This window comes from Desulfotignum phosphitoxidans DSM 13687 (genome assembly GCF_000350545.1).
In the GTDB taxonomy this organism is placed as follows: Bacteria; Desulfobacterota; Desulfobacteria; order Desulfobacterales; family Desulfobacteraceae; genus Desulfotignum; species Desulfotignum phosphitoxidans.
Genome location: NZ_APJX01000004.1, coordinates 231191 through 245115, shown reverse-complemented (window position 1 = coordinate 245115; position 13925 = coordinate 231191). Strand labels below are relative to the sequence as shown.

The window sequence follows — 13925 nt, the reverse complement described above, 5'->3', positions numbered from 1 at the left end:
AATCTGCCTGACCGGGCACACGGTCTGCTTAAAAAATTAGAAAGCCCCTGAACGGTCGTTACAGGGGCCTTTGAAACGAAACAGAGCAGATTCCGGCTAGATTTCAAGCCATGAATCTGAATACAGGGTCTCGCCCATGATCACTTTATAGGTTTTGGCATAATCAGCCAGTTCTTTGTCAAGACCGGAGATATCCGGCACGTTGCCGTCCATCATGCCCCAGATCAGATCCACGACATCCTGGCGCTGGCCTTTGGCAATGGCCGTGAGCTGTTTGTCTAACGGATCGGCAATCACTGATTTCATGCCGTATTTCCACAGCATGACCATATAGGTCTGGTTCAGGATGGGCCGCAGATGTTCCGGAGGTCCATTGGATACATTGGACAGACCGCAGGTGGATTTGGCGCCCGGAGCGATCTCATCGATCATCATCTGGAAATTAAGCAGGCTCATGAGTTGCTGCTGCTGAATATTCACCGGGGTCACAATGCCGTCCACCCAGATTTTTTCATTGGGAATGCCGGCTTCATTGGCAAAATACAGCAGTTCCACGGCCAGAGCGGCCCGTTCGTTTTCATCCCTGGGAAGCCCTTCAGGACCCCACATCAGGGCCACAAAATCGGCATCATACTGGGCCGCCAGGGGCACCATTTTTTCATACCGTTCCGGTCTGGCCATAATGGAGTTAACGATGTGCGGAGCATCGGCCGGCTTGCACACCTTGAGTCCGGCTTCAATGGCATCAATATTGGAAGAATCCAGCAGCAGGGGCATACCCGGAACCGCTTCCTGAACCACATTGACCACCCAGGGCATCAGTTCGGTGCCGAATTTCTTGGCAGGCCCCAGGTTGATGTCGATGTAGTCCATGCCCAGTTCCTTCTGCCGGACCACTTCTGCCTGAATGGGCTCCGGGTTCCGCTTGGCAGGATCCGGTTCCTTGAACTCTTTTCCGATGACCCGGGAAATGACATTCAGGCTTTCACCAAATAGAATCATGTTTTCCATGTTCTTATCCTTTGTTGATTTAAGATTGACTCTGATACGCCGGAGACAGGCCATAACCCGCCCCGGCGCTGATATTTTTTATTTTCTTGCTTTAAGGAACGCCGGCAGATGAGCGGCTTCTCTGGGACCCACGGTAATGGTCCAGCCGGGCAGTTCTTCTTCCACATCCCCGGCAATGGCAGCGGCATAACCCGGGATGATCAGTTCCTGATGTTTGACCTTGTCCATGATACCGCATTTTTTCACAAACAGGCCGACATCATCACCGCCGAATTTTCCGGCGGCCCATGCCGTAAGCACGGACAGGCCCTCGGAATCTTTGACCAGCAGCCATGCCGGCACTTTGCTGGCTTCAATTTCACCGGACACGATAAAGTAGGTCAATGCAAAGTTGGTGGTCACCAGCACGGGGGAATTTTCATCCGGATTGTTGATCTCAAAGATGCCTTCGGTCACGGTCATGGGCCGCTGGGGATCGGTAAAAATATTGAGGCGTTCCAGCAGCAGCGGGAACAGTGATTCCGTGGCAAAATCCGACATGACCACAATGCCGCCGTATTTGGCCACGTACATGCCCGCGATCAATGTTTCCATGTCCAGATTGGATGCCATTTCACACGGGAACACAATGGTGGGGAATCCCAGGGCTTTGTTGCCCGCTTTTAATGCGGCCCGGCGGATGGCGACCTGGTCTTCCAGGGCCTGTTTGATTTCCCGGGATCCGGAATCGATGACCAGGTCTTTCAACCCCATGCCCGTGAGTTTTTCCGTCAGCGGAATCAGCGCTTCCACGGAATCGGCTTTCACAGCCAGGGGCAGTTCCGCTTCCTTGGCCATGGCACCGAATTCGTCGGCATTGGCTTCAGTGGCGGCATAGAGCAAGGGCCGTTTGAATCCGGCTTTGTCAATACCGGCCTTCATGACAGCTGCATCTTCGGTCATGAGTACCAGGTTGAATTCCGATTCTTTGGCGATTTTTTCAGCCACCGCGGCAAACGCGTCTGCCCCGTTGCCCGCATCTTTGACCACCAGCAGTTCCGGGCGCAGATTCAGACCCACCCGTTCATACTGGAATGCGTTGTAAATTTTGAGTTTGGTATCCAGGGCGGCCAGATCCGTGTCCGAGGACACGGTGGCGGCCAGTACCGTGGGATTGAAAAAGGTTTTTTCATGTCTGTAAAGAACGGTTTCACCGCCGGTCGCGGTCTTTCGGACCCCTTTGCCCAGTGCGACCGGACGAATCGGAGGCGCGGATGCTTCGGCCAGCTGTTCTTTGGCTTCATCCGACACATAGGGGCAACTGTCCAGTTCCGCTTTCCCCGATGCCAGGTTCATTGCAAATGCAAGGCAGGTGGGAACGCCACACTCCTTGCAGTTGGTCTTGGGCAGGAGTTTGAATATCTGTATACCGGTTAATGCCATGTTAATCTCCTTAAAAGTTTAAACAACCATATGGTAAGTCGGAGCAGATTGATATCTGGTGGAATACTGCCCCGACTTTTGTGTTAAATTCCTATCCCACGAGGGATTCCATGTTCAGGGCCGGATGGCCTTTTTCCTGGAGGAAGGGAAGAATCTCCTCTTCCGTGGTGCCCACGGTTTCATCCGCGATCATGTCAAACAGACCGGGAACGCCCATTTCTTCGCCACGGGCCACGATTCTTTCCTTGAGCTCTTCCTTGAGCATCTTGGGCATCCAGACCATGCGCAGCAGGCCCCCATCCCCCAGGATGAATTTTTTCTGGGTGATGTTGAACTTGGAATGGCCCACAAAGCCGGGTGAAGATGCCCCACCGCCCATGACACCGGCCAGGGTGGTGAATTTCATGCCGCAGGGGGTCTCACCGGAATAGTCACGGCCTACGGTCATAACCCCGTTGCACGAGGGCAGCAATGCGGCGATACATTCACAGCACCCGCAGGTGGTCATGGGATCAATCACCAGAGAATAGAAGTTATAGTGGGTGACTGCCCCTCTGGAGGCTTTGTATACGAACTCGTTGACCCCTTTCCACTGACCCAGCTTGGGATCCAGGCATTCGCCTTTTTCAATGGGCTGGTTGGGACCCGTGGGGTTGATCTCGTAGGATGCCTTGCAGTCCATCCAGTTGTAGGCACCGCACAGACCCGTTCTTTCCGGGGACACCGTGCACACGTGGGACGGGGCGAATGACTGGCACAGGGTGCAGGAATAAAAGGTTTCCACACCTTCGTCCGTCATCTTGTCCACCCGTTCGTCTCTTGTTTTGTAGTTTTCACGGGCCGTGGCCGTCATCTTGTCCACATCTTCCTTTTTGGTATAAAGGGTGACCTGAACCTTGTCCACGATCTTGTTGAAATCCTGGTGGAATTTGGCATGGAGCACCACGCCGATATCCTTGAGGGTAAACCCTTTTTCAATGGCAGCCTTGGAAATCCGGACCCAGGAGATGTCTCTCTGGCCGATATGCATGATTCCCTGGATATAGTTGATCAGATGATGGATCTGACGTTCCATGATGGGTTCGAAATCATCCTGGAATTCCCGGCCGGCGATCTGAACAAAGATACCCAGCGGAAAGGTACCCCCTTCCTTGAGATCGGTGATATCCGGGCCGACGATTTCAACCTTGCCGTCCTCGATTTTGTTCATGTCCGCCATTTTCACCAGCTCGGTGCACTGGGTTTTGCCGCCGCCGCACTGGGCGTACAGATCGGCCCCGCGAACCCGCTCACCTTCGTAAGCCGGACCAAAGGCGCAGGGGATGTCGATTTCAGCCACCTGAACCTTGAGACCTCTGACTTCCACAGATCTCTGGACCATTTCATCATGGGCCACGGGAGCCACCACATGTTCGTAGGTACAGATACCCGTGGGCAGAATTTCCGGAATTTCCGTGTCTGCCAGGGTCGGAAAACCCCAGTTGACACAACCGGCTGCGGCCACACCCCATTCAGTGCCCACATCACCCAATGCGTTGACAAAGGCAAAGATCCGGTCTTTGTTGTATTTCAGGATCTTTTTGTAGTCACCGGGCTGGACCCCGCCGAATGCCATGGCCGCTCTGTTGGCAAATCCTAAAGCAAACACGGCCGAGGAGATGTCCGGACCGAACGGTACGATACGGGTGTTCCACCCGATCTGCATACCTGCATCCAGGCACTGCTGGATAAGGGTTTTGCCGTTATGGTTGGCTGCACAAAAGATGTACAGGGACCGTTTCTGATAGTCTTCCACGATCATTTTGGCGATCTCTTTGTTGGGCGCTGCGCCCACCATGGCGGCAAACCCGGGGGCGGAACCGTCCACAAACTCCACCCCGCGTTTCCGCAGGATGGTATCGTCGGCCGCACCTACCCAGATTTTGCCGTTTTCCACATCCGGGTCTTCCTGGGGGATATAGAAATCGGGTTCATACAGATACCGCAGAGCTTCTTTCACCTCATAGGAGATGATACCGGCCATGCCCGCATCCAGGAGGGGTCCCAGGTACGGCAGCCAGTTTCTGAGTTTAATATGGGGGGGCAGCAGGCCCCGGGCAAATTCCATGGGTTTTTTCAGATCTTCCAGGGTTTCGCATTTCAACCCGGTCAAAGAATAGATGACCGGCAGATAATATGCGGTGTTGGGAAATCCGATTTTGGTACTGGCATCATAGGACTGAAGGGCTTTTTCCAGCTCACCTTCCACCTGTGCAACTACTTTGTAACCACCCTGAATAGCGGCAAATGCAATTAATTTAGACATATGTTTTCTTTCCTCCTTCGTTGAGGATTTATTATAATTATCTGTTTACCGTTGCTGCATCACAATATCCTGACATGTTTTTATCAGGCTTCCAGTTTCTGCCGGTCGGCCATATCCATCAATACCCGTTCTCTGGCCTTATCGATACCCAGGGCTTTTCTTTTCTTGTCAATGTGGGCGATCATAAGGTGGGCATGCTTGATGGGATCCACTTCAAGATCCCATTTGCCGCCGTAGATCTTTTCCATTTCCTTGGAAATATAGTCATGGAACACCGGTGCTCCGGAGGTCGGCAACGTGACACCGAATACGGTATATACGCCGGAGGCAACAAAATAGTGGCCAATGGAAATGGCTTTTTCACTCATCCATTCCGGTGCACTGCCGGCAGCCGGCAGGTCACAGATGTCGTTGCCCAGTCCGCCGGCCTTGACCACTTCAGTGGCGGCAAGCAGAATCCGGGAGTTATCGACACAGGATCCTAAGTGAAGGACCGGCGGAATCCCGACGGTTTCGCAGATTTCAGCCAGTCCCGGTCCACAGTGTACGGCTGCGGATTCAGGCGTTAACAGTCCTTCCATGGCGCAGGCGATGGCATTACAGCCCGTGGTAAGAACGATGACATCGTTTTTGATCAGTTCCTTGACGACCCGGATATGCCCGTCATTGTGTTTGGTTCTGGCATTGTTACACCCCACCACACCGGCAATACCGCGAATCCGTCCGTTGATGATATTGTCATTGAGAGTATAGTATGTGCCGCGGAAAGTCCCACCTAAATGGTATTGAATGGATTCCACACCAAAACCCGCAATCTGCTGGGTTTTGTATTGCGGGATCATGACATCGGCTCCGCGGTTGGCAAAATTGTCGATGGCCAGTTTGACAATGCGTTTGGCATCTTCCAGGGCATGATGTTCATCAAACTCGATATGGATGACATTGTCCTGTTCCATTTTTGCAATGGGATGGGTGGTGATGAGTTTGGTATGAAAACATTTGGCCACATTGGCCAGGTTCTGCATGATACACTGGATATCCACCACCATGGCATCGCAGGCCCCGGTGATGATCGCCAGTTCCTGCTGGAGGAAGGTGGCGGCTGTCGGAATACCGTGTCTCTGGAGCATTTCATTGGCTGTACAGCAGATACCGCCCAGCTGGATGCCGGCCGCGCCTTTTTCTTTGGCATAGGTGAGCATCTCTTCGGACTGGGCAACGGCAACAATGATTTCAGACAGAATCGGTTCATGCCCGTGAACAATAATATTGACATGGTCTTCTTTCATGATGCCCAGATTGGCTTCGGACTGAAGAGGATAGGGGGTACCGAAAAGCACATCCTGGAGATCGGTGGCCAGCATGGAACCGCCCCAGCCATCCGCCAGTGCGGCCCGGGTGCCCTGTTTCATCAGGTTCTTGTAATCCTGGTCAACCCCCATGTGGGTCCGGTGCATGATTTCAACAATTTCCCTGTCAATGTTTCTGGGAAGCACGCCTTGTTTTTTCCATTTTTCATACAACGCTTCCGGGGCGCGTTTCATATATAACAGTTCCCCTTCCGGTTTTCCCCATTCTCTGAGGGCAACATCGGCCACTTCCAGGGCAATTTCATCCAGATCCCGGTCTTGGGTTTCCCCGTCCACCTCAACGGTGGTTGCAACGCCCAGATGAGGGGCGATACTCAACAGTTTCTGGGTATCTTTGATCTTGTAGGCTTCTGTTTCTTTTCTGGCAGCCGACATGAACACCTCTGCCACACAGCGACCATGGTCGGAGTGTGCGGAAGCACCGCCGGCAATCATGCGGATAAAATTTCTGGCTGCAATGGTGTTGGGGGTCGCACCGCAAAGCCCTTTTCGGGTATCTTCGCCTTCAATGCCGCTTTTGGGTAATGGAAGCCGGCAGGGCCCCATGGAGCAGTTCTTGCAGCAAATGCCCTGGATACCGATGGCACAGGGTTTCATGCTGAAGGCTCTGTCAAAAACCGTATCGATCCCCATTTTCTGGGCACGCGCCTGCAATTCCTGGGTGCCTAAGTCGATGGAGACTTCTTTCGGATCAACCAGTTTGGGTGCTTTTTCTGCTTTTTTATTTTCTACCATTAGAGGTTCCTCCTCCTGTTGATTTGGTAATTAATTGTTTGGATATTTTTAAGTGCGTCTATTCAGTAACTCTTCTGTGCACTTTGTCCAGATTTTCTAAAATTCTTTCCAGCTCGGTTTTTTGGAATTTTGCTGCGGTCATGGGCACAGATGATTTGGGCGCGGACGCTCTTGCCGCCGCCGCTTTTTCTTTTTCAGCGGCCCGTTTTTCTCTGATGGCCTGCTCTTCGGCTTCCCGTTCGGCAGCGGCATCTTTCAACGCTTTTTTCTTGGCCTCAACCTTGGCCTTTTCTTCAGCTTCGGCCTTGGCTTTGGCTTCGGCTTCCGCTTTGGCCCTGGCTTCGGCATCGGCTTTGGCTTTGGCTTCCGCATCGGCTTTGGCCTTTTCTTCGGCATCTGCCTTGGCTTTGGCTTCCGCGGCCGGATCCGCAGCGGCTGCCGCAGGTTCAGGTTTGGCTTCCTCGGCCGGGGCCGGTTTTGCTTCTGCAGCCGGGGCGGGTTTGGCGTCCGCCTTGGGGGCTGCTGCGGCAGGTTTGGGCGCTTCTTTTTTCTCAGGCGCCGCTTTTTTGGCCGGGGCTTTCTTCGCTTCTTCCGCAATGGTCAGATCCGGTTCCGGTGACAGGGCGGCAAAATCGATTTCCACATCATCCAGCTGTTTGGTGACAGGGCCGATATCCATGGCAGAGCCGCCGGCATATGCCAGATCGATGAATGATCTGACCAGTTTGATGGATTCCGGATGGCGCATGATCAGGATGCTGGAGCCGGACATGAGATAAGATACCGCTCCCACGGCTTCCATGAGAATGCCCCGCCGTTCGGGATCACCCAGTTCCGGTGCTTCATCCACCGGCTGCTTGGCTTCCTTGCATTTCCATACTTCGTTGCCTAAGTTGTTGATCATCGGGTTTTGAAGCTTGTCATCTCCCTGGGTCATGGCGGCCTGGATCAGTCGTTCCATCACGGAGTAAGAGTATTCCAGGCCATAGCCCAGACCGCCCGTGGTGGGATCCACAATGACTTTATCCAGAGAAACACCCAAATTTTCCAGCAGGATGTTCACCTGTTTGGCCAGGTTGACGTCAATGGGAGAAGAGGAAATAATGGTATGTCCATACCCCATGGCTGCGGCACCGATCGTTTTGTGGTTTTTTTCCTCCACCGGTCCCAGAACCAGGTTGTGGCCATCGCACACCTCACTGATTTTTTTTAGGACTTCTGAATCCTTGGCAGGTACGGCAGATCCCCAGACAATCAAAGGGACATTGATGGCCTCACTGATTTTTTTGACCGTCTGAGCCGCATCATCCGCACTGGCATCCTTATCATTGGGATCTGTGCTCTTGAGCTGAAGCACAATCGCCTGGGCGTTGTATTCGTCCACGCATTTTTTGGCCCAGGCCACGGGATCATTTAAGACATCTTTGAAGGGTGCTTTGGCGGCTTCCGGCCAGTCTTCGGGTTCCATGTCCCAGATTTCCATGGCAATAATGGGTTTGTTGGGCATATCCCCCTCGAACTGATAAAAAGGATAGCTGGTTTGACCGCCGACCGTCAGTGCGCCATCACCTTTTCCAATGGTGATGTTTTTAATGGCGCCGGCATAGGTTTCTTTGGTTATTTCGAATCCCACGTTTACCTCCTAATGTTTAAAGATGGTTATGAGTTGGAAGGAATTAAGGTTGAAACGGTGTGACAATATGTGAAATGGATACAGGAGAATGAAAGTGACAATTTCACTTGACCAGCAGCCTTTTTTGCATCGTCTTTCCATTCACCAGACCCCATGTTACATGGTTTGTAATATCGATAACGCATATGATTTATAATTTGTACCCTTTTTTGTCAATAGATGAGTGAATTTATTGGGCCGAAGATGGATTGTACAAATCGACTTTAATTTTAAATAGTTATGATAAAGACAGATTTGGTTAAATCAGATTGAATCGCATTTAATTATTAAATAGTGGCTGACCGGAAACCCCTATTTTAGGATTTTCCGAGGCCGATGCCTGACATAATTTCCAATTAATGTTTTTCCTGCTATCACAAACCTGGCAAAGTGCTTCAATATTTGTCGTTTTTTAACGACTTTCCCATTTTTTGGACACACCTGTAGTGTTTGACGTGCTACTTTTTGATGCGACGGCCTTTTTTTACGCGGCTTTTCGCTGTTCAGACCGTTGCAGCTGCTTCAGCCTTTTTTGTTGTATATGATGACCCATAATCTGGAGATTTCTTGCCAGAACAGACAGACCTACATATCTTTTAAATCCTTGAATGCCATGATCCGGGCATCTGTCCAGACCATGATTTTCCAACCCGTTTATGGCCGATTCCACCGCTGAATGTTTTCTTTTTAAACGAATAAAATCGTCTGCTGTTTCTTCTTCAAATTCAGCCTTGTTGCATCTGCCTTTTTTCGGGAGCACCAAAATGCTCAATGTATCCTTCAGGTCCTTTTTGTTACCAGGTGTATAAAACCCTTTATCAAAACTGCATCCCTTGAGACCAGAAAATTTGTTTTGGGCCGACGTTACCATTGCAACGGCCACTTTATCATCGGTTTCTTGCTCCATCACCCGGTGGTGCAGGATAAACCCATACTGGTCTTCCAGGATGCATACCCGCAGTCCCAATTCTTGGGGAACACCGGCTTTGCCTTTTGAAATCCATTCTGTATGGGGTTCGAAAATTGAAAAAATCTTGTCTTTATGTGGGATCTTTTCATCCTGCAAAACCCGGCGTTTTATCAGGCCAATTTGCCAAAGCGCATAATTGATGTATGTTTGCAACTCTTCCACTCGGGCTTCATTCATAATATCGGAGGACTCCGTCATTTCAATGGTCAATTCCGCTTTTGAAATGTATTTTTCAGCAAGTTCAATATAAGCTTTGTGTGCATCCATGATCTGCCGGGCTCTTTTGGCCTTTTTCTTTTCATCCGCGGATGTGGAATGTTTCAATCGCTGAACTATCCGATACAGCCGTTTAAATTTTTTGATATTATATGCTGATTGCCGCCACATACTCGTTCCAATGCCCTGGCTGATAATAGCGGCAATTTGAATCATTTTTCGGACTGCATCAAAAAGCAGGTTGATGTCTGTGGGAAAATGAACATCGGTTTCAACAACGAATGAATCACACCGTCCCATCAACACCTCTTCGTCCGAAGTTTTTTTTTCATCAGAAGTTTATGACCTTCTTGTACAACCAGGGTGTTGATTTTATCAAGAATGTCAGGTGTCAGAAGCCTGACATTATCTTTTAAGGTCTGGAGCGGATAGGTTATGTCATCGTCCATCATGCCATGACCCAGCATCTGCCTCAATGTTCTGTGGTTGTTCACCATCTCCCGGAGTTTATCGTAATCCCAATTGCAATTGAGCCGTATGGTGCCCATCACAAGAATTTTCCACAGGTCCATTCCCGGACGTCCATTTTTGGAGTCGGTGTCTTCCGGAATCACATTTTTGAGGATGACAAAAACTTTTTCTCGAAGTTCTTGATCGCAATAAATATGCTGGAGCCCCAAAAGTAGCTTGGGAATTTCATCCCTGGCTCTCATGTCAAGTTTGATTTGGTCGATAGGGGTCTGCCCGAATGTCATTTGTGGTTCAAAAATTTTACGCAAAACAACCTCGAAGTTTTGTTGGGGTGTTGAAATTTGAACTGCTTTCTATGACTCTCATTTTTTAAAATCTCTTTAATTATTAATTGGTTATATTAACATAGTAATCAGTTAAAATCAACAAGTAATTCAATTTCAAGTAAAGATTTCAAACAAATTTTAGCCATTATACCCATGAAAAACGTGGGGTTTTGAGTTTTCGGTCACACACTAAATAGTATTGTAGGAATAGGGGGATAATATTAGATTCGAATATCTTAAAAAATTTAGTATTTCACCATTTAATTAGTATTTAGTGCGTAAAATCAATCTTTTTTTTCAAAAATATTGATTTTACCAAGAAATTGAGCCATTGTTAGATCAGCGTTTACTGGAAAGCCGGACCCGGGGATGCCGGGTGAAACCGACATGGACCTGCCGGCCGTCCGGTGAAACAATGGCACGGTGTTTTGCAGTGGGCCGCGTGTTTTTAAAATCGACCGGTATCTCTCGAAAACCTGTTGATTTTTTATGTTTATTTATATAGTTAGTTACACTGACAGATATATTAAAATTGCGGGTGGTGTGGACAAAAAGCATAACGCTTTGTTTTATAATATTATTTTATCACCGGCTCGATCAGAGTCCAATTCAACAAAGGAGTAAATCATGGCATTAGATCCAACCAAACATCAAGACTGGGAAATCGCACAGGATGCGGAATCATCCATGCTGACCATTTATGAAATCGGTGAAAAACTCGGGCTGACCAAAGAAGAGCTGCTGCCTCACGGCCATTATATCGGGAAAATTGATTTCAAGAAAGTGATGGCGCGGCTGAAAGACCAGCCCGATGGAAAATATATTGATGTGACGGCCATTACCCCGACCCCGCTGGGAGAAGGTAAATCCACCTCTTCCATGGGGCTTGTTCAGGGTCTGGGAAAACTGGGCAAAAACGTATGTGCCGCCATCCGTCAGCCTTCGGGCGGGCCCACCATGAATATCAAGGGATCGGCTGCCGGCGGCGGGCTGGCTCAGTGTATTCCTTTGACCCCGTTTTCTCTGGGTTTCACCGGTGACATCAATGCCATCATGAATGCCCACAACCTGGCCATGGTGGCTTTGACATCCCGGTTGCAGCATGAAAGAAACTACACGGACGAGCAGCTGGAAAGACTGTCCGGCATGAAACGTCTGGACATCGATCCCACCAACGTGGAAATGGGCTGGGTGATCGACTTCTGCTGCCAGGCGTTGAGAAATATCATTATCGGTATCGATGGTGTGAACGGCAAGGCGGACGGATTCATGATGAAATCCAAATTCGGTATTGCCGTTTCTTCCGAGGTGATGGCCATTCTGTCCCTGGCCAATGATCTCAAGGATATGCGGGAAAGAATGGGTAAAATCGTGGTGGCCTATGACAAAAAAGGCAACCCCGTGACCACGGAAGACCTGCAGGTGGCCGGTGCCATGACCGCCTGGATGGTGGATGCCCTTAACCCGTCTCTGATGCAGACCCTGGAAGGCCAGCCCGTGCTGGTCCATGCCGGGCCGTTTGCCAACATCGCCATCGGCCAGAGTTCCATCATTGCGGATAAAGTTGGTTTGAAACTGGCGGATTACCATGTGACTGAATCCGGGTTCGGCGCGGACATCGGATTTGAAAAATTCTGGAACCTCAAATGCCGTTACTCCGGGCTTAAACCGGACTGCGCTGTGGTCGTGGCCACCATCCGGGCTCTGAAATGCCATGGCGGCGCCCCTGTGCCCGTACCGGGCAAAGCCATGCCCGAAGAATATTCCACTGAAAATGTGGACTGGGTGGCCAAAGGATGCGACAACCTGATCCATCATATCAGAAACGTCAGAAAAGCCGGTATTTCTCCGGTGGTCTGCATCAACGCCTTTTACACGGACACGGATGCGGAAATCGCCAAGGTCCGGGAACTGTGTGAAGCCGAAGGTGCCAGAGTGGCCCTGTCCCGGCACTGGGAACAAGGGGGAGACGGCGCCATTGAGTTTGCAGAAACGGTCATCGAGGCCTGTGAAGAAAAAACTGAATTCAAATTCTTGTATGAACTGGATATGCCCATTAAAAAACGGATCGAACTCATTGCCAAGGAAGTGTACGGTGCCGATGGTGTGGATTATTCTGCGGCTGCGGAAAAATCTCTGGCCAGAATCCAGGCGGATCCTGAACTGGCCGGACTGGGCATGTGCATGGTGAAAACCCATCTGTCCCTGTCTGACAACCCCACGCTCAAAGGGGTGCCCAAAGGATGGCGTCTGGCCATTCGTGAGGTCCTTACCTATGGCGGTGCCGGGTTTATCGTGCCTGTGGCCGGCGCCATCAGTTTGATGCCGGGTACGGGATCCAATCCCGCGTTCAAACGGGTGGATGTGGATGTGGAAACCGGTAAGGTTGAGGGTGTATTCTAAAATCCCTATTTTTTGTTCAGCCTGAATCCTGCAACCGGTTCGGACCGGAAAAGACGTCCCGGACCGGTTGCAGATCAACCCAATGAATTCCAGGAGAAAAAAATATGACTGCAGAACTTATCAGCGGAACCGAAATCAGAAAAACGATCCTTGCCGAGATCAAGGAAGAAGTGGACCAGATGAAGGAGAAACACGGCAAGGTGCCGGGTCTTGTCACGATTCTGGTGGGATCGTCTCCGGCATCGGTGAGCTATGTGACCCTGAAGGTGAAAACCGCTATCAGCTGCGGATTTCATGAAATTCAGGATGACCAGCCTGAAGATATTTCCGAAGCCGATCTGCTGGCACTGATCGACAAATACAACAATGATCCCGATATCCACGGGATTCTGGTACAGTTGCCGCTGCCCAAGCACATTGACGATAAAAAAGTGCTCAACGCCATCAATCCGGACAAGGATGTGGATGCGTTTCACCCCGTGAATGTGGGCCGGTTGATGATCGGCGGAGATGAAGTGAAGTTTCTGCCCTGCACCCCGGCCGGTATCCAGGAGATGATTGTTCGCTCCGGCACGGAAACCTCCGGTGCTGAGGTCGTGGTGGTGGGCCGTTCCAATATCGTGGGCAAACCCATTGCCATGATGATGGCCCAGAAAGGCGTGGGCGCCAATGCCACCGTGACCATCGTTCACACCCGGACCAAGGATCTGGCGGCCCACTGCAAACGGGCCGATATCCTGATTGTGGCGGCCGGTGTACCCGACCTGGTGAAACCGGAATGGATCAAACCCGGTGCCACGGTCATTGATGTGGGCGTCAACCGGGTGGGCATGAACGAGAAAACCGGCAAGGCCATTCTCAAAGGGGATGTGGATTTTGATGCGGCCAAGGAGATCGCCGGTAAGATCACTCCGGTTCCCGGCGGGGTCGGCCCCATGACCATAGCCATGCTCATGAAAAATACCTTGAGATCCGCCAAGCTGAGTCTGGGTATCAACTGATCATCCATAAAATTTAACTCATC

Annotated in this window: 8 protein-coding genes; 2 read left to right on the top strand and 6 right to left on the bottom strand. The window is 50.6% G+C overall.

Annotated features, from left to right (window positions below):
- Positions 1-96 precede the first annotated feature (96 nt).
- The 6 genes from DPO_RS10835 to DPO_RS10810 all read right to left on the bottom strand — a co-directional run bounded on the left by DPO_RS10835 (position 97) and on the right by DPO_RS10810 (position 10480).
- The gene (locus tag DPO_RS10835; RefSeq protein WP_024334007.1) at positions 97-1002 is read right to left on the bottom strand and encodes a dihydropteroate synthase; all 906 of its coding nucleotides are present in this window, start codon (positions 1000-1002) and stop codon (positions 97-99) included.
- An 87-nt stretch (positions 1003-1089) separates the two neighbouring features.
- Complete coding sequence (gene acsC / locus DPO_RS10830; protein ID WP_006965927.1) at positions 1090-2433, bottom strand: acetyl-CoA decarbonylase/synthase complex subunit gamma; 1344 nt, start codon at positions 2431-2433, stop codon at positions 1090-1092.
- A gap of 91 nt (positions 2434-2524) precedes the next feature.
- Positions 2525-4738: an acetyl-CoA decarbonylase/synthase complex subunit alpha/beta gene (acsB, locus tag DPO_RS10825; RefSeq protein WP_006965926.1), complete on the bottom strand. Its 2214-nt coding sequence runs from the start codon at positions 4736-4738 to the stop codon at positions 2525-2527.
- Positions 4739-4821: 83 nt separating this feature from the next.
- Positions 4822-6843, bottom strand: coding sequence for an anaerobic carbon-monoxide dehydrogenase catalytic subunit (gene cooS / locus DPO_RS10820; protein ID WP_006965925.1), 2022 nt, complete (start codon positions 6841-6843; stop codon positions 4822-4824).
- Positions 6844-6901: 58 nt separating this feature from the next.
- Positions 6902-8476: an acetyl-CoA decarbonylase/synthase complex subunit delta gene (locus DPO_RS10815; protein ID WP_006965924.1), complete on the bottom strand. Its 1575-nt coding sequence runs from the start codon at positions 8474-8476 to the stop codon at positions 6902-6904.
- 523 nt (positions 8477-8999) lie between these two features.
- Positions 9000-10480, bottom strand: a protein-coding gene (locus DPO_RS10810) for an ISNCY-like element ISDph1 family transposase (protein ID WP_456072976.1) whose coding sequence is annotated in 2 segments (ribosomal slippage) — positions 9000-10031 and positions 10034-10480 — 1479 coding nt in all. Because the reading frame shifts where the segments join, the coding sequence is not laid out codon by codon here.
- 645 nt (positions 10481-11125) lie between these two features.
- Here DPO_RS10810 and DPO_RS10795 point away from each other — a divergent pair.
- A complete protein-coding gene (locus tag DPO_RS10795; RefSeq protein WP_006965923.1) occupies positions 11126-12901 on the top strand; it encodes a formate--tetrahydrofolate ligase in 1776 nt (591 codons plus the stop codon).
- Positions 12902-13005: 104 nt separating this feature from the next.
- Positions 13006-13902 carry a bifunctional methylenetetrahydrofolate dehydrogenase/methenyltetrahydrofolate cyclohydrolase FolD gene (folD, locus tag DPO_RS10790; protein WP_006965922.1) on the top strand — a complete coding sequence of 299 codons (897 nt, stop codon included), beginning with the start codon at positions 13006-13008 and terminating at the stop codon, positions 13900-13902.
- Positions 13903-13925 lie beyond the last annotated feature (23 nt).